Annotated in this window: 16 protein-coding genes; 12 read left to right on the top strand and 4 right to left on the bottom strand. The window is 66.0% G+C overall.

The window, feature by feature from the left end; genetic code table 11:
- Positions 1-223: 223 nt before the first annotated feature.
- Positions 224-1,132, bottom strand: coding sequence for a LysR family transcriptional regulator (locus DUGA2_RS07215; protein ID WP_070268236.1), 909 nt, complete (start codon positions 1,130-1,132; stop codon positions 224-226).
- 106 nt (positions 1,133-1,238) lie between these two features.
- Between DUGA2_RS07215 and metE the strand changes: the two genes are divergently transcribed.
- The 4 genes from metE (at position 1,239) to minE (ending at position 5,625) form a co-directional block, all read left to right on the top strand.
- Positions 1,239-3,614: a 5-methyltetrahydropteroyltriglutamate--homocysteine S-methyltransferase gene (gene metE, locus DUGA2_RS07210; RefSeq protein WP_070268235.1), complete on the top strand. Its 2,376-nt coding sequence runs from the start codon at positions 1,239-1,241 to the stop codon at positions 3,612-3,614.
- 139 nt (positions 3,615-3,753) lie between these two features.
- Positions 3,754-4,527: a septum site-determining protein MinC gene (gene minC, locus DUGA2_RS07205; RefSeq protein ID WP_070268232.1), complete on the top strand. Its 774-nt coding sequence runs from the start codon at positions 3,754-3,756 to the stop codon at positions 4,525-4,527.
- 28 nt (positions 4,528-4,555) lie between these two features.
- Positions 4,556-5,371, top strand: coding sequence for a septum site-determining protein MinD (minD, locus tag DUGA2_RS07200; protein ID WP_026334797.1), 816 nt, complete (start codon positions 4,556-4,558; stop codon positions 5,369-5,371).
- Positions 5,372-5,373: 2 nt separating this feature from the next.
- Complete coding sequence (gene minE, locus DUGA2_RS07195; RefSeq protein WP_008443622.1) at positions 5,374-5,625, top strand: cell division topological specificity factor MinE; 252 nt, start codon at positions 5,374-5,376, stop codon at positions 5,623-5,625.
- On the opposite strand, the gene DUGA2_RS07190 is transcribed toward minE, so the two are convergent.
- Positions 5,626-6,138 carry a hypothetical protein gene (locus DUGA2_RS07190; RefSeq protein ID WP_070268230.1) on the bottom strand — a complete coding sequence of 171 codons (513 nt, stop codon included), beginning with the start codon at positions 6,136-6,138 and terminating at the stop codon, positions 5,626-5,628.
- Positions 6,139-6,376: 238 nt separating this feature from the next.
- On the opposite strand from DUGA2_RS07190, the gene DUGA2_RS07185 reads away from it, so the two are divergent.
- The 7 genes from DUGA2_RS07185 to DUGA2_RS07155 all read left to right on the top strand — a co-directional run bounded on the left by DUGA2_RS07185 (position 6,377) and on the right by DUGA2_RS07155 (position 13,861).
- A complete protein-coding gene (locus DUGA2_RS07185; protein ID WP_008443614.1) occupies positions 6,377-7,066 on the top strand; it encodes a response regulator transcription factor in 690 nt (229 codons plus the stop codon).
- A 106-nt stretch (positions 7,067-7,172) separates the two neighbouring features.
- Positions 7,173-8,447, top strand: coding sequence for a glutamyl-tRNA reductase (gene hemA, locus DUGA2_RS07180; RefSeq protein ID WP_070268224.1), 1,275 nt, complete (start codon positions 7,173-7,175; stop codon positions 8,445-8,447).
- 96 nt (positions 8,448-8,543) lie between these two features.
- Positions 8,544-9,620 carry a peptide chain release factor 1 gene (gene prfA / locus DUGA2_RS07175; protein WP_043480141.1) on the top strand — a complete coding sequence of 359 codons (1,077 nt, stop codon included), beginning with the start codon at positions 8,544-8,546 and terminating at the stop codon, positions 9,618-9,620.
- 97 nt (positions 9,621-9,717) lie between these two features.
- Positions 9,718-10,185, top strand: coding sequence for a disulfide bond formation protein B (locus DUGA2_RS07170; protein WP_070268223.1), 468 nt, complete (start codon positions 9,718-9,720; stop codon positions 10,183-10,185).
- Positions 10,185-11,024 (top strand): peptide chain release factor N(5)-glutamine methyltransferase, encoded by an 840-nt coding sequence (gene prmC / locus DUGA2_RS07165; RefSeq protein ID WP_070268221.1) that lies wholly within the window; start codon positions 10,185-10,187, stop codon positions 11,022-11,024. The genes DUGA2_RS07170 and prmC overlap by 1 nt, the downstream gene beginning before the upstream one ends.
- Positions 11,025-11,205: 181 nt before the next feature.
- Positions 11,206-12,804, top strand: coding sequence for a glutamate--cysteine ligase (gene gshA / locus DUGA2_RS07160; RefSeq protein ID WP_070268219.1), 1,599 nt, complete (start codon positions 11,206-11,208; stop codon positions 12,802-12,804).
- 13 nt (positions 12,805-12,817) lie between these two features.
- Positions 12,818-13,861, top strand: coding sequence for a histone deacetylase family protein (locus DUGA2_RS07155; RefSeq protein ID WP_070268218.1), 1,044 nt, complete (start codon positions 12,818-12,820; stop codon positions 13,859-13,861).
- Here DUGA2_RS07155 and DUGA2_RS07150 read toward each other — a convergent pair.
- Positions 13,858-16,251, bottom strand: coding sequence for a sulfite reductase flavoprotein subunit alpha (locus tag DUGA2_RS07150; protein ID WP_070268216.1), 2,394 nt, complete (start codon positions 16,249-16,251; stop codon positions 13,858-13,860). The genes DUGA2_RS07155 and DUGA2_RS07150 overlap by 4 nt on opposite strands.
- Positions 16,252-16,373: 122 nt before the next feature.
- On the opposite strand from DUGA2_RS07150, the gene DUGA2_RS07145 reads away from it, so the two are divergent.
- Positions 16,374-17,135 carry a GGDEF domain-containing protein gene (locus tag DUGA2_RS07145; RefSeq protein WP_229214617.1) on the top strand — a complete coding sequence of 254 codons (762 nt, stop codon included), beginning with the start codon at positions 16,374-16,376 and terminating at the stop codon, positions 17,133-17,135.
- 6 nt (positions 17,136-17,141) lie between these two features.
- On the opposite strand, the gene tolB is transcribed toward DUGA2_RS07145, so the two are convergent.
- Positions 17,142-18,425, bottom strand: a complete 1,284-nt coding sequence (gene tolB / locus DUGA2_RS07140) for a Tol-Pal system beta propeller repeat protein TolB (RefSeq protein ID WP_070268213.1) — start codon at positions 18,423-18,425, stop codon at positions 17,142-17,144.
- Positions 18,426-18,509: the final 84 nt, after the last annotated feature.

Raw genomic sequence — 18,509 nt, 5'->3', positions numbered from 1 at the left:
TAGCAACAACACGAACTTCGATAATACGCTTCCGGCGATGAGGCCGTGCAGGGTTTCGATTGTGCGTCGCCGCGAGAACCTTCCCTCGTGCAAGGGTTTCTCTAGCAGCATCCATGCCAGCGGCCTGCAATCACTGGGCACCCATCGTAAGCGGCGACTTTGGCGAGACGCTTGATGTGCGTCAAACCCATCTCAATCATTTTGAAGAAATAGTGTCAATCTGTCACGATAATAATTTGATACCATCCAGCGTACTGGCGCACTGTTCCCGTATCACATTGACGAAGTCCAGCACGTAGGCTTTTTGCTTCTGCGCTTCCGGCACGGAGACGAACAGGTCGCTCCACAAGCCCTGCTCGCCGACCGGCTTGGCGATCACGTAGTCGTAGTCGACATAGTTCTTGATCGCCCAGTTCGGCAGCGCGGCGATGCCGCGGCGGCTGGCGACCAATTGCAGCACGGCCACCGTCAGTTCGGCGGTGCGGCGTTCGAAGTGGACGCCGGCCGGCTGCAGCACTTCGCGGATCAGGTCGATGCGGGTTTCCGGCACCGGGTAGGTGATCAGCGTTTCGCCTTCAAAATCAGTCGCTTGCAGGCGGCGCTGGGCGGCCAGCCGGTGTTTCTGCGCCATCACCACCAGGATTTCAAAGCGGAACAGCGGGAAGGTGGCGAAGTCCGGGCCGTAGGGCGAGCCGATCACCAGGTCGGCGGCGCCGCTGCGCAGCAGCTCGGCCGGCTCGCTGTGGAAGCCCGACACCAGGTCGATTTCCACTTCCGGCCAGCGCTTGCGGAATTCATCCATGACCGGCATCAGCCAGTCGAAGCAGGTATGGCACTCCAGCGCCACGCGCAGTTGGCCGGTATCGCCCTGGGTCAGGCGGGCCACTTCGCGCTCGGCCATCTCGATTTCCGGCAACAGCAGATCGGCCAGCTTGAGCAGCCGGGCGCCGGTGGCGGTAAAGCCGATCGGCACGGATTTTCGCTCAAAAAGCGGCCCGCCGTAGCGATCTTCCAGCAATTTGATTTGATGCGACAAGGCCGACTGCGTCAGGTTCAACAGTTGCGCAGCACGGACCAGGCTGCCGGCGGAGCGTAGGGCACTCAGGGTGCGAAGGTGGCGTATCTCTAGCATGGTCTATTAAATTTTTTCATGTGAAGCCGCAAAATCTTTCGTTTTGATTATAGACCGGATTGCCGCACACTTTATATCACCAATATTAAATGCGGATGACATCAAAATGACAACATCGAATAAAGCCATACAAAGCCACGTTCCGGGCTTTCCGCGCATCGGCGCGGCGCGCGAACTGAAATTTGCGCTGGAGGCCAACTGGCGCGGCGAATTGCCGGAAGCCGAACTGGAAACCGTCGGCCGCGACTTGCGCGCACGCCACTGGGCCTTGCAGCAGCAGGCCGGCCTGGACTTCGTCACGGTCGGCGATTTCGCCTTCTACGACCAGGTCGCCAACCACATCCAGCTGCTCGGTTGCGAACCGGCGCGCTACGGTTTCGGCGACGGCCAGTCGCAGCTGAGCCGCTACTTCACGATGGCGCGCGGCAAGAGCGGCGGCAAGCCCGCCGAGCCGGCCGCCTGCGGCCACGACCACGCGCACGACGCCCATGGCGAAGGCAATCTGCACGCCTCGGCCGCGCTGGAAATGACCAAGTGGTTTGACACCAATTACCACTATTTGGTGCCGGAGTTCACGCCGGAGACCGACTTCTCGCTGGCCTGCGAGCGCCTGTTCGACGAAGTGGCCGAGGCGCAGGCGCTGGGCCACGCGGTCAAGGCCGTGCTGCTGGGACCGTTGAGTTTCCTGTGGCTGGGCAAGGCCAAGGCCGACGGCGGCTTCGACCGCCTGGGCTTGCTGGACAAACTGCTGCCGGTCTACGGCCAGGTGCTGGACCGCTTGAAGACGCAGGGCGTGCAGTGGGTGCAGATCGACGAGCCCATCCTCGGCCTCGACCTGCCGGCGCCATGGCGCAGCGCCTTCGAGAACAGCTACTGGCAGTTGAACCAGGTCGGCGTGCCGCTGCTGCTGGCCACCTACTTCTCGCCGCTGGAAGAAAACCTGAGCCTGGCCTGCCGCCTGCCGGTGGCCGGCCTGCATGTCGATGGCGTGCGCGCGCCGCACGAACTGGCCAGCATCGCCGACTGGCTGCCGGTGCACAAGGTGCTGTCGGTCGGCATCGTCGACGGCCGCAACATCTGGCGCACCGACCTCGACGCCGCGCTGGCCACCTTATCGCCGATCGTGGAGAAGCGCGGCGGCAAGCTGTGGCTGTCGGCCTCGTGCTCGCTGCTGCACGTGCCGTTCACGCTGGCGGCCGAGACCGCGCTCGATGCTGAAATCCGCTCATGGCTATCCTTCGCCACCGAGAAGCTCGACGAGCTGTACGTGCTCAAGCAAGCGCTGCTGGGCGAATACGATGCAGCCACCGCGGGCGCGCTGGACGTATCCCGCGCCGCCATCGCCAGCCGCCGCGCCAGCCCGCGCGTGCACCAGGACGCCGTGCGCGAGCGCATCGCCGCCCTGCCCGCCGACGCCGACCGCCGCCGCTCGCCGTTCGCCCAGCGCCAGGCCGAGCAGCGCGCCCGCTTCCAGCTGCCGGCCTTCCCGACCACCACCATCGGCTCCTTCCCGCAGACGGCCGCCATCCGCGCCGCCCGCGCCGGCTTCAAGCGCGGCGAACTGAGCGTGGCCGACTACGAAACCAGGATGCGCGAGGAAATCGCCTACGCCGTGCGCCGCCAGGAAGACCTGGGCCTGGACGTGCTGGTCCACGGCGAAGCCGAGCGCAACGACATGGTCGAATACTTCGGCGAGCAGCTGGCCGGCTTCGCCTTCACGCAGCTGGGCTGGGTGCAATCGTATGGTTCGCGCTGCGTCAAGCCGCCCGTCATCTACGGCGATGTCAGCCGTCCGAAAGCGATGACGGTGGACTGGACCGTGCACGCGCAAAGCCTGACCGGCAAGCCGATGAAGGGCATGTTGACCGGCCCCATCACCATCCTGCAATGGTCCTTCGTGCGCGACGACCAGCCGCGTGCGCGCACCGCGCTGCAGATCGCGCTGGCGATCCGCGACGAGGTGGCCGACCTGGAACAGGCCGGCATCGGCATCATCCAGATCGACGAGCCGGCCGTGCGCGAAGGCTTGCCGCTGCGCCGCAGCCGCTGGGACGAGTACCTGGACTGGGCCACGCGCGCCTTCCGCGTGTCGGCCAGCGCGGCGGCCGACGGCACGCAGATCCACACGCATATGTGCTACGCCGAGTTCAACGACATCCTGCCGCAGATCGCCGCCATGGACGCCGACGTCATCACCATCGAGACCAGCCGCTCGGACATGGAGCTGTTGAACGGCTTCGGCCAGTTCCGCTATCCGAACGAGATCGGTCCCGGCGTGTACGACATCCACTCGCCGCGCGTGCCGGGCCAGGCCGAGATGGTGCGGCTGTTGCAGAAAGCCAGCGCGGTGATCCCGCCGGCCAATCTGTGGGTCAACCCGGATTGCGGACTGAAAACCCGCGGCTGGCCGGAAACCGAAACCGCGCTGCGCAACATGGTGGCCGCCGCCCGCCAGCTGCGCGCCGAACACGCGATCTACTAAGTCCCTCGGCGGCTCCGTTCCCCGGAGCCGCATTTTTACTGGCCCAGTACGGTGCCAGCCCTCCCCATCCGCCGTTTTCCACAGTAAAATGCTCGTGCCTGCGCATGCGCGCGAGGTTAACCCTCTAATACTGTCGCCCATGTCCAAGAGCCTGTTTCAAAAGCCCATAGAAATCAAGATTTCCACCGTAGTCGCAGTCTCCGCCATCCTGTCCACGGCGGACCGCCTGGCCCTCGATGCCGCGCTGGCCGAAATGACCGGCGGCACCACCGACTTCTTCGAAGACGACCTGACCGTGATCGACGTCGCCGCGCTGCCGGCCGGCAGCGGCCCGGTCGACTGGGCCGGCATCATCGCCCTGCTGAAAAAATACCGCCTGAATCCGGTCGCCGTGCGCAACGCGCCGCCGTCCATGGCCGCCGAGATCGCCGCCCACGGCCTGAGCCTGGAAACCGCGACCAAGCCGCGCGAAGAGGCCGAGGCCGCCGCACCGGCGCCCGCCAAAGCCGCCGCGCCGGCCGCGCCCGCTCCAGCAGCCCCGGCCGCCGAAGGCTTCCCCGGCAACGCCGGCGTGATGATCATCGACACCCCGGTGCGCGCCGGCCAGCGCATCTACGCGCGCGGCTGCGACCTGATCATCACCGCCGTGGTCAACAACGGCGCCGAAATCATCGCCGACGGCAGCATCCACGTGTACAACACGCTCAACGGCCGCGCGCTGGCGGGCGCTTCCGGCAACGCCGAGGCGCGCATCTTCGCCATGACGATGTCGCCGGAGTTAGTGTCGATTGCCGGCGTTTACCGCACATTTGAAGACGGCTTCCCGGCCGAATATGCACGTTCTCCAGCGCAAATCCGCCTGGTCGGCGACCGAATCGATATACTATCTGTCAATTCTGCTAACCGCGCTTGACTAGCAACTCTCTGAAAAGGACTTTTTTGTGGCGAGAATTATTGTTGTAACGTCCGGTAAGGGCGGTGTCGGTAAGACGACTTCCAGCGCCAGCTTCTCCACCGGCCTGGCCATGCGCGGCCATAAAACCGCCGTCATCGACTTCGACGTCGGCCTGCGCAACCTCGACCTGATCATGGGCTGCGAACGCCGCGTGGTGTACGACCTGATCAATGTGATCAACAAAGAGGCGTCGCTGACCCAGGCGCTGATCAAGGACAAGCACTGCGACAACCTGTTCATCCTGCCGGCGTCGCAGACGCGCGACAAGGATGCGCTGTCCGAAGACGGCGTGGAAGTCGTGCTGCACGAGCTGATCAACATGGGCTTCGAATTCATCATCTGCGATTCGCCGGCCGGCATCGAGCACGGCGCGCTGATGGCGCTGACCTTCGCCGACGAAGCCATCATCGTCACCAACCCGGAAGTATCGTCGGTGCGCGATTCGGACCGCATCCTCGGCATCATCCAGGCCAAGTCGCGCCGCGCCCAGACCGGCGGCGAGCCGGTCAAGGAGCACCTGCTGATCACCCGCTACTCGCCGAAACGCGTGGAAGCGGACGAAATGCTGTCGTACGAAGATGTGCAGGAAATCCTGCGCATACCACTGATCGGCATCATTCCCGAATCGGAATCGGTGCTGCATGCGTCGAACCAGGGCAATCCAGCGATTCACTTCAAGGGCACCGATGTTGCGGAAGCCTACGAAGATGTGGTGTCGCGCTTCCTCGGCCAGGAATTGCCGTTGCGCTTCACTAACTACGAGAAGCCTGGCCTGCTGCAGCGTATTTTCGGGAGCAAGTAATCATGGCCCTGCTTTCTTTCCTGTTCCCGCAAAAACCGAAAACCGCCACCGCGGCCAAGGAGCGGCTGCAGATCATCATCGCGCGCGAGCGCAACGGCCGCAGCGGCCCGGACTTCCTGCCGGCGCTGCACAAGGAGCTGATCGAGGTGATCTCGAAGTACACCAAGGTCAACGCCGACGACATCAAGATCTCGCTGGACCGCCAGGGCAACCTGGAGGTGCTGGACGTGAACGTGGTGCTGCCGGACGCGTAATCACGCCGGGCGGCCGATGCCGGCCGTCACCAGTTCCTGCGCCACCCTGGCGCAGGCATCCACATGCTGGTAGCCGATCTGGCGGAACGCCAGGAAGCCGATGCCGGCCGAGGCCAGTTGTCCGGCCAGCGGCACCAGCTTGCCGGCCTGGCGCGCCACCGCCTTCAGGCCGCTGCGCCGCAGCAGTTGCACCACCACTTCCCGCGTCACCAGCTTCCCCACCAGCATGCCGCCGACGCCGATCGCGGCCTCGTAGGCGATCAGCCGGAACTTCGGCTGCATGCGCTCGATCTGCTGCGCCGTCAGGCCGAATTCCTGGTTGATGTCGTCGATCAGCAGCGCGAACAGGCGCAGGTCGGACACCACGTCCAGGCCCGGGATCGGCACCGCCGCCACGCCGGCCGACACCATCGCGCGCCGCCGCACCAGCTTGCGGCAACGCTCGCGCACCGCTTCGATGTCACGTTCGGACCCCGGCACCAGCGTCCAATTTGTGTCTTTTTTCAGTCCCATGCGTGCTCCCTGCCGTCAGTTGGCGTTCTTTCCTTTTTTCAACTTCTTCATTGAATTCAGCGTTTTTCCAGTGTACCGTGTAATGGTTGTGCAAGCGCGCACGGTGAATTATTGAGTTGTCGTCAGGGAAATATTAGTGCATTAAGAAAAATAATTAGCCATTTTGCTAACTTTTTTTGTAAATCTCTGTTATATTTGTAGTGACTTCTCCTTAACATAATTTCCTACAGGCAGTAGTATGAGAATCGCCGTACTTGACAACGACCGCAGCCAAGCCGATCTGATCTGCCAGGTGCTGACCTCGGCAGGCCATGTCTGCCACAGCTTCCAGACCGCCAAGGACGTGCTGGCGCAATTGCGCAAGGATAGCTACGACATGCTGATTCTCGACTGGCAAGTGGTCGATCTCAGCGGTGCCGAAGTGCTGCGCCGCGCCCGCGAAAAACTGCCCGACAGCGCCCCGGTGCTGTTCCTGACCACCAGCTCCGGCGAGGACGATATCGTCGCCGGCCTGGCCGCCGGCGCCGACGACTACATGATCAAACCGCTGCGCCGCAGCGAAATGGTGGCCCGCGTGCAAGCCTTGTTGCGCCGCGCCTACCCGGCCCAGAACGGCGCCGAACAATTGCAATTCGGTCAATATGTGTTCGAAACCCGTCCCGGCCGGTTGCTGATGGATGGCATAGTGTTGGACGTCACCCACAAAGAGTTCTACCTGGCACTGTTATTTTTCCGCAACATCGGACGGCCGCTGTCGCGCGCCTACATCCATGAGGCGGTGTGGATACGCGAGACCGCCGTGCCGTCGCGCACCATGGACACCCACGTTTCCCGCGTGCGCAACAAATTGCAGCTGAAGCCGGAAAACGGCTTCCGCCTGGTGCCGGTGTACAGCTACGGCTACCGGCTGGAAAAACTGGGCGCCTGATCGGACCCGCGCTATGCACGGTATGCTGCCAACGGTATAGGCAGCCACAGGCAACCCACAGGTACAACACGGTATAATGTCCGCACACTCAACGCACGGACCCGAAATGCAGCTGCTCGCCGTCGGCCTCAACCATAACACCGCCCCCGTCTCGCTGCGCGAGCAGCTGGCGTTCGCCCCTGAGCAACTGGGCCAGGCGGTGGTGGCGGCACGGTCGTGGTTCGAGCGCATCGACCATCGCGGCAGCGACGAGGCGGCCATCCTGTCCACCTGCAACCGCACCGAACTCTACGCGGCCAGCCAGGTGCCCGACCCGCTCGACGCCGGCGCCCACTTCCTGGCCGATTTCCACAAACTGAACTACGCCGAGCTGCGCCCGCACCTGTACCTGCTGCCGCAGCACGACGCCGTGCGCCACACCTTCCGCGTCGCCTCCGGGCTCGATTCGATGGTGCTGGGCGAGACCCAGATCCTGGGCCAGATCAAGGACGCGATCCGCACCGCCGACGAAGCCGGCGGCCTGGGCACCTATCTGCACCAGCTGTTCCAGCGCTCGTTCTCGGTCGCCAAGGAAGTGCGCAGCACCACCGAGATCGGCGCGCACAGCGTGTCGATGGCGGCCGCCGCCGTGCGCCTGTCGCAGCGCATCTTCGACAAGATCGCCGAGCAGAACGTGCTGTTCATCGGCGCCGGCGAAATGATCGAGCTGTGCGCCACCCACTTCGCGGCGCAGAATCCCAAGACCATCACCATCGCCAACCGCACGCTGGACCGCGGCGAACTGCTGGCGCACCGCTTCGGCGGCCGCGCCATCCGCCTGGCCGAGCTGCAGGACAAGCTGCACCTGTACGACATCGTCATCTCCTGCACCGCCTCGTCGCTGCCGCTGATCGGCCTGGGCATGGTGGAGCGCGCGATCAAGGCGCGCCGCCACAAGCCGATGTTCATGGTCGACCTGGCCGTGCCGCGCGATATCGAACCGGAAGTGGGCCGCCTCAACGACGCCTTCCTGTACACCGTCGACGACCTGGGCAAAGTGGTCCAGACCGGCATGGAAAACCGCCAGGCCGCCGTGGCCCAGGCCGAGGCCATCATCGAAACCCGCGTGCAATCGTTCATGCACTGGATCGACGACCGCGCCGTGGTGCCGGTGATCCAGAGCCTGCAGGAAAACGGCGAGGCGCTGCGCCAGCTGGAGCTGGAACGCGCCCGCAAGATGCTGGCCAAGGGCGAAGATATCGACGCCGTGCTGGAAGCCCTGTCCAAGGGCCTGACCGCGAAATTCATGCACGGCCCGCAGCAGGCGCTGCACCGCGCGCAGGGCGAGGAACGCGCCCACCTGGCCGAACTGCTGCCGCAGCTGTTCCGCGGCCGCCGTTAGCGCCACTGCCCTACCCCGCGCCGCGCGCGCCACGCCGCCGCGCACTCCCCGCCGCCACTGCGCGGCATCTGCTTCAACTCCTTTACCGAATACGCTATGAAACCATCCATGCTGGCCAAGCTCGATCAACTGGCGAACCGCCTGGTCGAACTCGATGAATTGCTGATGTCCGAAGGCGCGACCAATAATATGGACGCCTACCGCAAGATGACCCGCGAGCACGCCGAACTCGGCCCGCTGGTGGCGCTGTACAAGTCCTACCAGGAAGCCATCGGCGACCTGGCCGCCGCGCAGGAGATGCTGGGCGATCCGGAGATGAAGGACTTCGCGCAGGATGAAATCGAAGCGGCCAAGACCCGCCTGGCGGAACTGGAACTGGAGCTGCAAAAAATGCTGCTGCCGAAGGACGCCAACGACGAGCGCAACATCTTCCTGGAGATCCGCGCCGGCACCGGCGGCGACGAGTCGGCGCTGTTCGCCGGCGACCTGCTGCGCATGTACACCCGCTTCGCCGAGCGCAATCGCTGGCAGGTGGAAGTGGTGTCGGAATCGGCGTCGGACCTGGGCGGCTACCGCGAGGTGATCGTGCGCCTGATCGGCAACAGCGTCTACTCCAAGCTGAAGTTCGAATCCGGCGGCCACCGCGTGCAGCGCGTGCCGGCCACCGAAACCCAGGGCCGCATCCACACCTCGGCCTGCACGGTGGCGGTGATGCCGGAAGCCGATGAGGTCGAGGACGTGAACATCAACCCGGCCGACCTGCGCATCGACACCTACCGCGCTTCCGGCGCCGGCGGCCAGCACATCAACAAGACCGATTCGGCCGTGCGCATCACCCACCTGCCGACCGGCATCGTGGTCGAGTGCCAGGACGACCGCTCGCAGCACAAGAACAAGGCGCAGGCGATGAGGGTGCTGGCCACGCGCATCAAGGACGTGCAGCTGCGCGAGCAGCAGTCGAAGGAAGCGGCCACGCGCAAGAGCCTGATCGGCTCGGGCGACCGCAGCGAACGTATCCGCACCTACAACTACCCGCAGGGCCGCATGACGGACCACCGCATCAACCTGACCTTGTACAAGCTGGACTTCATCATGGACGGCGACCTGACGGAACTGACCAATGCGCTGGCCGCCGAACACCAGGCCGAGCTGCTGGCGGCGCTGGGCGATTAAGCGGAAGTTAACACCGGCCTAAGGCTGAAGCGACAACTTTGTGCGAGAATTGCCCGCTACTTCTGACACCTTCACCGCCACCGAATCGGATCACCCCATGATACATACGCGTTCCCTGCTGCTGTCCATCGCCATCGCCTGCTTCGGCCTGATCGGGGTCGCCCTGTATTTGCAGATCGGCCTGGACATGCTGCCCTGCCCGCTGTGCGTGATCCAGCGCTACCTGTTCATCGCCATCGGCATCTGCTGCCTGGTCGGCGCCTACACCAAGCCCAAGCTGGGCACCGGCCTCGCGCTGATGGCCGCGCTGGGCGGCCTGTACACCGCCGGCAAGCACCTGTACATCCTGGCCCATCCCGGCCTGTCGTGCGGCATCGATCCGATGGAGACCTTCCTCAACAAGATCCCCACCGCGACCTACCTGCCCTTCCTGTTCCGCGCCGACGGCCTGTGCGAAGACGCGCTGGCGCCGTGGTTCGGCCTGTCGATCCCGCAGTGGTCCTTCCTCGGCTTCGGCCTGTGCACGCTGGGCCTGGCCTGGCTGCTGATCCGCCGCGCGCGCTGATGATCTCGGACATCGGCGCCATCGCCGCAGGCGTCACCATCGGCGCGCTGCAAGTGCAGTCCCTGCTGGACCCGCTGGACAACCGCGTGCTGCTGTGCCACGCGCTGGGCCTGTCGCGCGTGAGCCTGATCACCCAGTCCGAACGCGAGCTCGACGCCGAACAAGCCGCGCGCTTCGCCGCGCTGGTGCAGCGCCGCCTGGCCGGCGAACCGGTGGCCTACATCGTCGGCCAGCGCGAATTCTTCGGCCTGCCGTTTGAAGTCAACGGCGCCGTGCTGATTCCCCGTCCCGACACCGAACTGCTGGTCGAACTGGCGCTGGACCGCCTGCCGCCGCAAGGCCGCCTGCTGGACATGGGCACCGGCAGCGGCGCCATCGCCGTGGCGCTGGCCCACACCCGGCGCGACGCCGCCGTCACCGCGCTCGACGTCAGCCCCGAGGCGCTGGCCGTGGCCCGCCGCAACGCCGCCGCCAACGGCGCCCAGGTCAACTTCCTGCACAGCGACTGGTACGCCGCGCTGCAAGGCCAGCCGCCGTTCGACCTCATCGTCTCCAACCCGCCCTACATCGCCAGCGGCGACCGCCACCTGTCCGAGGGCGACCTGCGCTACGAACCGACCGGCGCGCTGACCGACCACGCCGACGGCCTGTCGGCGCTGCGCATCATCGTCGCCGGCGCCGCCGCCCATCTGAAGCCGCAAGGCTGGCTGCTGATGGAGCACGGCTACGACCAGGCGGCGGCGGTGCGCCAGTTGTTAACCGAACAAGGTTACAGCGAAGTGCAAAGCTGGACCGACCTGGCCGGCATCGAGCGCGTCACCGGTGCGCGGGCGCACTGACAGCGCCATCCCTGCGCGGTATTCTGGCTTTCGGCCACCCTTCCCAGTATTTGATAAACTAGCAAGCGATCTTCGGCTCCGGTGAAGTTAGGGCCGGCGCCGACGCGATTGTCCGTTTTCGGTTAATCTCGCACCTCACGCTTTGATGCAACACTAGCTGCACTACGAAAGGAAGATCCAATTGTCCAATCTATTGACTCGCCGCCTGGCCTTGCTGGCCCAGCCAGAGCACCGTCCGGTGCTGGGTGGCTTGCGTGGCATCGAACGCGAAACCCTGCGGGTGGACGCCAGCGGCCATCTGGCCGCGACCCCGCATCCGGTGGCCATGGGCTCGGCCCTGACGCATACGCAAATCACCACCGATTACGCCGAGACGCTGCTGGAGTTCATCACCCCGGCCGAGGCTGACATCGCCGTCACCCTGGAAAAGCTCGACGGCATCCACCGCTACGCCTACAGCAAGCTGGGCGACGAGCTGCTGTGGAGCCAGTCCATGCCCTGCCAGCTGCCGGGCGAGGAAGACATCGAGATCGCCTGGTACGGCACCTCCAACATGGGCACGCTCAAGCATGTGTACCGGCGCGGCCTGGCGCTGCGCTACGGCAAGGCCATGCAGTGCATCGCCGGCATCCACTACAACTACTCGCTGGACGAACGCCTGTGGCGCGTGCTGGCCGAGCATGAGGGCAACGCCAAGCGGCTGTCGCCGAAGTCCTTCCAGTCCGAAGCCTACCTGGCGACGATCCGCAACTTCCGCCGCTACAGCTGGCTGTTGATGTATCTGTTCGGCGCCTCGCCGGTATTGTCGAGCGGCTTCCTGCGCGGCCGTCCGCACAAGCTCGAAACGCTGTCCGACGACACGCTCTACCTGCCCTACGCCACCAGCCTGCGCATGAGCGACCTCGGTTATCAGAACGACGCGCAATCGGGACTGAGCCCGCACGAAAACTGTTTGGACAGCTACGTGGCCGCGTTGACCAAGGCCGTCAACCAGCCGTACGAACCGTATGCGGAACTGGGCACCAAGCGCGACGGCGAATGGATACAGCTGAGCACCAACGTGCTGCAGATCGAAAACGAGTACTACTCCACCATCCGCCCCAAGCGCGTGATCCAGACCGGCGAACGGCCGATCCAGGCGCTGTGCGCGCGCGGCGTGCAGTACATCGAAGTGCGCTGCATGGACGTCGACCCGTTCGAACCGGTCGGCATCAGCGTGCAGACCGGCCGCTTCCTCGACGCCTTCCTGCTGTTCTGCGCACTGGAGGAAAGCCCGGCCATCTCGCCGGAAGAAGGCCTGCGCCACACCGACAACTTCGCCCGCACCGTCAAGGAAGGCCGCCGTCCGGGCCTGACGTTGAACAGCGACGACGGCGCCATCAGCCTGCAAGCCTGGGGCCAGCAGCTGCTCGAACGCATCCGCCCGGTGGCGGCCCTGCTGGACGCGCAGCGCGGCGACAGCGTGCACGCCGACGCCATGGCGCAGCAGGCGGCCAAGCTGCTCGACGCCGACCTGACGCCGTCGGCCAAGGTGCTGGCGGCCCTGCGCGCCAACGGCAAATCGTTCGCCGCCTTCGGCCTGGCGCAGAGCAAGCAGCACGCCGCCTACTTCCGCAGCCACGCGCCGGACGCCGGCGAAGCGGCCTACTTCGACGGCCTGGCGGCGACCTCGCTGGCCGAGCAGGCGGAGATGGAAGCGGCGCCGCAATCGAGCTTCGACGACTACGTCGCCGCCTACCGCGCCAGCAATCTGTGCCACTCCAGCATGGACTGCGACTGAACCCGAGGCTTCCTTGCTCACCTTTTACAACGAACTGCACGCCCAGCACCACGGCCGCTTCGAGATCTTCCGCGGCGAGATGGTGCCCTGCTTCGAAAAGCCGGAGCGTGCCGACGCGGTGCTGGCGGAGCTGGGCCGGCGCGGGCTGGGCAAGATCGTCACGCCGCACGGCGTGCCTTTGATGTCGCTGGAGCGCATCCACACGCCGCGCTACCTGCACTTCCTGCGCGGCGCCTGGAGCGAATGGCTGGCGCTCGATCCGGCCAACGCCGGCAAGGACGCCTTCCCCGCCGTCTGGCCGATACGCTCGCTGCGCGACGACATCGAGCCGGACAACTTCTGCGCCAAACTGGGCTTGTATTCGATGGACAGCGGCACGCCGCTGACGGCCGGCACCTGGACCGCCGCCAAGACCGGCGCCGATTGCGCGGTCAACGCCGCGCACGCGCTGCGGCTGGGCGAGCGCGGCGCGTTTGTGTTGAGCCGTCCGCCGGGCCACCATGCGGGGGCCGATTTCTTCGGCGGCTACTGCTTCCTCAACAACGCCGCGCTGGCGGCGCAGCACATGCTGGACGACGGCGCGCGCAAGGTCGCCATCATCGACATCGACTACCACCACGGCAACGGCACGCAGAGCATCTTCTACAACCGCGACGACGTGCTGTTCATCTCCATCCACGCCGATCCGCGCAGCGAGTATCCGTTTTATCTGGGGCATGCCGACGAGCGCGGCGAAGGCGCGGGCATGGGCTACAACATGAACCTGCCGCTGGCGGCGGGCAGCTCGGTGCAGGCGTGGTTCGCGGCGCTGGAGACGGCCTGCATCCGCCTGGGCAGCTTTGCGCCGGATGCGCTGGTGGTGTCGCTGGGGGTGGACACCTTCGCCGGCGATCCGCTGTCGCGCTTCGCGCTGCAAAGCGCCGACTACCTGAAGATCGGCGAACGCCTGGCCTACCTGAACGTGCCGACCGCCTTCATCTTCGAAGGCGGCTACGCGGTCAAGGAGCTGGGCACCAACGTCGTCAACGTCCTCGAAGGCTACGAGACCGCGCTCTAATACACGTCGCGGCGATAGCGCCCGGTTTCGCGCAACTCGTCGAGGGCTGCGCTGCCGATGATGTCTTCCAGCGCGGCGTCGACGCCGCCTGCCATTCCCTGCAGGCTGCCGCACACGTAGATGACGGCGCCGTCGGCGATCCAGCTACGCACCTGATCTGCCTTGGCGCGCAGGCGGTCCTGCACGTACTGGCCATCGGCGTCGCGCGAGTAGACCAGATCCAGCTCCGGCAGATGCCCGCTCTCTCGCCAGCCATCGATTTCGGCCGCGCAGATGGAGTCGAACTCGCGCTGGCGTTCTCCGAACACCAGCCAGTTCCGCCGCTGTCCGCCGGCCACCCGCGCCCGCAAGTGCGAGCGCAAACCCGCCATGCCCGAACCGTTGCCGATGTAGACCGCAGGCTGCGCGCAGTCATGCATGTCGAAGGATGGATTGTCCACCAGGCGTATGCGCACTTCGTCGCCCGGCGCGGCTTGCACCGTCAGCCAGCCGGAAGCCAGGCCCATGCCCTGTTCGCCGCGGGCCTGGCGCACCAACAGCTGTATGCAGCCGTCCTGCGGCAGCGACGCCAGCGAATAACGCCGCGCCGATTGGCCAGGCGCGTAATGGCCCGGCCAGACATCGAGCAAGGCCCCCGGACGCCAGCTCGCACCATCGCCGCCGGTCAGCGTGATCTCGTACAGCTCCCCACCGGCGCTGCCGGGATTGAGCAGTTCGCGCCGCGCCAGATGGCAGCTGGTGTAGCCGCTGTCGGGCGCCGCAGCCGACAGTTCAGCGGATGGTGCATCGTCACCGATGCCGGCCAGCTCGCGCAAGGCCTGCGACCAGCGGGCCAGCGCACCGGCATCGCCGTTGTCGACTTCAATGATCGGATGCAGCGGCTGCGCGCCCAGCACGCGCAGGCGGCGGTCCAGCGTCTGGCCGAAGCCGCAGAATTGCAGATAATGGCGGTCGCCCAGCGCCAGCACGGCGTACTGCAGGTGCGCCAGCTCCCCGGCGGCGACATGCAGCAGGCGGCTGAAGCGGCGCGCGGTGTCCGGCGGTTCGCCCTCGCCGAAACTGCTGGCGACGAACAGCACGCGGCGGTAGCTGCCCAGCAGCGGCGGCGTCAGTTTTTCCAGCGACTGCACATGCACCGCCACGCCGGCCTGCTGCAGCACGGCCGCGCTTTGCAGAGCCAGCCGCTCGGCCGATCCGGTCTGGCTGGCGTAGGCCATCAGCACGGGGTCGGCGCTGTCGATGCGGCCGGCTTCAGCCAGCCTGGCGCGTTCGGCCTGCGCTGCGCGCTTCTGGCGGCGGCGCTTCAGGTACAACATCCAGCCCGTGACCGCGAAGCCAGGCAGCGCCAGGCTGGCGCAGAACATGAACAGACGCCCGGGCAAGCCGAAATACGTCCCCATGTGCAGCGGATAGAGCGTCGTCAGCGCGCGGGCGCCGACGCCCATCTGCACATACGGCTCGTTCTTGACGATGGCGCCGGTCTGCTGGTTGATCGACATGCGGCCACGCGCGCGTATGTGCGGCGCGTCGCTGGCGACCCACAGCACTTGCAGCGGCTGCGTGGCGCGCTCCGGCGGCCGCAGGGAGACCGTTCGCCATCCGGGCGCCTGCCGCTGGAAGGTGGACCAGGCCAGCGCCAGGTCGGCGGCTTCGGCAGGGGCTCCGACGCGCTTGGCGCCCGCGGGCTTGGGCGCGGCCGCTACGCGCGGCGGACGCCGCACGCCGGCCCAGCCATCGACCGTGTCGCGCACCACGTCATAGCTCCAGTACACGCCGCTGACGGTGAAGAGCAGGTAGGCCAGCAGCGCCCACGTGCCGGCCACCGAGTGCAAGCCCCACAGGAAGGAGCGGCCCTTGAGCCGCGTGTCGAAGGTCAGCCAGGTGCGCCAGTCCAGCGCGCGGCGCGGCCAGCGCAGATACAGGCCGCTCAGCGCAAGCCCCATCAGGCACACGGCCAGCGCGCCGGCCACCGGACGGCCGTCATCGCGCGGCAGCAGCAGATGGCGGTGCAGCGATTCGACCCATTCGAACACTTCGTCGTAATGCAGCGGCGGCAGCATGGCGCCGCTGTACGGATCGACGAAGACGGTCTCGCCATGCTGTGCGCCCGGCGCCGGCGCCAGGCCGACGCGCGCGGTGCTCCCCGGCTCGGCATCCAGGACGATGCTGGTGATGCGCGCCCCGGGATGCGCGCGCCGGACCGCTTCGGCCAGCTGCGGCGGCGCCAGCACGGGCGCCTGGCGCACCGCCACGCTGGTGACGCCGGGATTGAGCACGTCCAGCAGCTCGTCGCGGAAGGCGAGGATGGCGCCGGTCAGGCCGATGACGATCAAGACCGTGCCGGCGGTGATGCCGACCAGCCAGTGCAGCTGGAACCAGAGTTTTTTCACAATCGACCTTCAGCGTTAAGCGTGGCTATACCAGCGCTTATTCTACCAGTTAATAAGAATCATTATCAATTGGCGGAATGACACGGCTTGACGCCCGGGGTGGCCCCAACCATACTTGTCGAATGAACAAACCTTTGCCCTGGGCCGACGACACGCCGCGACTGAGCCTGTGGTGCGCCGTGCTGTTTTGCTGCTTCAGCGCCCTGCTGGCGGCGGTGTACCTGCAACCGCAGCTGGCCAGCCTGCTGTGCGTGGTGCCGGTGGCGTCTTACCTGATGCTGGGGCTACAGATGGGCATGGTGTACAGCATCGGCTGGTCGGTGCTGGGCATGGCCGTGCTGTGGCTGCGGCCGGGCAACGGCGGCGCCGCGCTGTCAGGCACCGCTGCCGCCTTGCTGGGCGCGGGCGTGCTGTCCCACCTGTTCGAGACCCGGCGCGTGGCGCTGGCGGCGGCCTTGCGCCGCACCGCCGCGCTCGATCCGCTGACCGGCCTGCACAACCACCTGTACCTGGCATCCATCTTCAGCCAGCTGACGCGCAGCCACCGGGGCAAGCCGCGGTCGGTGACGATGATGCTGCTCGCGCTGGCGCCCGGCGCCGGCGATGAACGGCTGGTCGACGTCGCGCGGCTGATCGAGGAAGTATGCCGCCCCAGCGACTGGGCCTTCCGCTTCGGCGACGAGCGCTTCTGCGTGCTGGTGCCGTGGGTGACGCAGGTGCAGGGCCAGCAGATCGCCGAGCGCCTGCTGGCCCGCGTCAACCCGGCGCAGCACCAGCAAGCCAGGCTGGGACTGGCCCGCTGGCCGGACGACGCGCAAACGCTGGCCGAACTTCACAAGATCGCCAGCTCTCAAATCAAGCATGAGCTCCATCCTGCTGCGTAAGCTGTGTCATTTCTGGCCCTGCAGGAAAGGCCCCCAGGCTGGCTGCCTGACATCGCCGTCCTGCGCGGTGAGGCGCTGCTTGACGCGGCCATCCACCGACACCACCGCCAGCGATTTGCGCCCGGCCGCCTCGGTGGCGTAGATGATGTACTTGCCGTTCGGCGCAAAGCTCGGCGACAGGTCGTCGGTGCTGTCGGACAGGCGCTGTTCCTGGCCGCTGGCCAGGTCCATCACGTACAGCTGGTAGTTGCCGTCGCGGAGGGAGATATAGGCCAGCGTCGCACCGTCGGGCGAGATGCGCGGGCTGATGTTGTAGCTGCCGGCAAACGTGATGCGCTTGACGTCCGTGCCGTCCACGTTCATGCGGTAGACCTGCGGACCGCCGCTGCGGTCGCTGACGAAGTAGAGGCTCCGGCCATCGGCTGAAAATTGTGCCTCGGTGTCGATGGCGGCGCCGGTGCCGTCGGACACGCGGCGCAAGCCGCTGCCGTCGGCGTTGACGATGTAGATCTGGGTATGGCCGTCCTTCGACAGCGACACCGCCAGGCGGCTGCCGTCCGGCGACCAGGCCGGCGACGAGTTGCTGCCTTTTTCATTGGCGACGACGACGCGCGCATGGGTCGCCAGGTCATGCACATACACCACCGGCTTTTTCTGCTCGAACGCCACGTAGGCCAGCTTGCCGCCATCGGGCGACCAGGTCGGCGAAATAATCGGATCGCTGGTGCTGCGCGCGGCCTGTTCGCCTTCGCCGTCGACATCGGCCACGACCAGCCGATAGCGGCCGCCCTCCTGCTTGACGTAGGCAATGCGGGTGGCGAACGCGCCGCGCACGCCGGTCAGCTTGAAGAACACATCGTCGGCGATCTTGTGCGCCGCCATCCGCGCTGCGTGGCCCGGCACCGACTGGTCCTGGCGCGACAACTGGCTGGCCTTGACGGTGTCGAACAATTTGTAGCGCACATCGTAGCGGCCGTCGGCCAGCGCCGACACGCTGCCCACCACCAGCGCATCGGCGCCCTTGGCCTTCCAGCCCGCGTAGTCGATGTTGTTGACGTCGGCGATGGCGCCGGCATCGATCACCTTGAACATGCCGCTGCGATCCAGGTCGGCCTTGATGATGGCGGAGATCTGCTGCGGGGCCAGCAGCTCGTCGGCAAAGCCGGCGACGGCGACGGGAATCTGGTTGCTGCCGACGCCGCTGATTTCCACCCGCATCTGCGCCCGCGCGACGTTGATGGAAGCGACGGCCAGGCCGGCGTAGAACAGGCAGTGCGTCAGTTTTTTCATCAGTTACTCATCCTATGCAATTTGTGCATCCCGTTGCAAATTATCGTAGTAGTATCGGTGCTGCATTCCTCGATTGTTTTTCCT

Origin of the sequence: Duganella sp. HH101, assembly GCF_001758795.1 — a bacterium.
Lineage (GTDB): Bacteria > Pseudomonadota > Gammaproteobacteria > Burkholderiales > Burkholderiaceae_D > Rugamonas > Rugamonas rivuli.
This window is presented reverse-complemented; position numbering and strand designations above follow the sequence as displayed.

Excerpts from the sequence above, each read along its gene's own strand:
- DUGA2_RS07215 (WP_070268236.1), bottom strand. The coding sequence starts at position 1,132 with ATGCTAGAGATACGCCACCTTCGCACCCTGAGTGCCCTACGCTCCGCC.
- metE (WP_070268235.1), top strand. The coding sequence starts at position 1,239 with ATGACAACATCGAATAAAGCCATACAAAGCCACGTTCCGGGCTTTCCG.
- minC (WP_070268232.1), top strand. The coding sequence starts at position 3,754 with ATGTCCAAGAGCCTGTTTCAAAAGCCCATAGAAATCAAGATTTCCACC.
- minE (WP_008443622.1), top strand. The coding sequence starts at position 5,374 with ATGGCCCTGCTTTCTTTCCTGTTCCCGCAAAAACCGAAAACCGCCACC.
- DUGA2_RS07190 (WP_070268230.1), bottom strand. The coding sequence starts at position 6,138 with ATGGGACTGAAAAAAGACACAAATTGGACGCTGGTGCCGGGGTCCGAA.
- DUGA2_RS07185 (WP_008443614.1), top strand. The coding sequence starts at position 6,377 with ATGAGAATCGCCGTACTTGACAACGACCGCAGCCAAGCCGATCTGATC.
- hemA (WP_070268224.1), top strand. The coding sequence starts at position 7,173 with ATGCAGCTGCTCGCCGTCGGCCTCAACCATAACACCGCCCCCGTCTCG.
- prfA (WP_043480141.1), top strand. The coding sequence starts at position 8,544 with ATGAAACCATCCATGCTGGCCAAGCTCGATCAACTGGCGAACCGCCTG.
- DUGA2_RS07170 (WP_070268223.1), top strand. The coding sequence starts at position 9,718 with ATGATACATACGCGTTCCCTGCTGCTGTCCATCGCCATCGCCTGCTTC.
- prmC (WP_070268221.1), top strand. The coding sequence starts at position 10,185 with ATGATCTCGGACATCGGCGCCATCGCCGCAGGCGTCACCATCGGCGCG.
- DUGA2_RS07145 (WP_229214617.1), top strand. The coding sequence starts at position 16,374 with ATGAACAAACCTTTGCCCTGGGCCGACGACACGCCGCGACTGAGCCTG.
- tolB (WP_070268213.1), bottom strand. The coding sequence starts at position 18,425 with ATGAAAAAACTGACGCACTGCCTGTTCTACGCCGGCCTGGCCGTCGCT.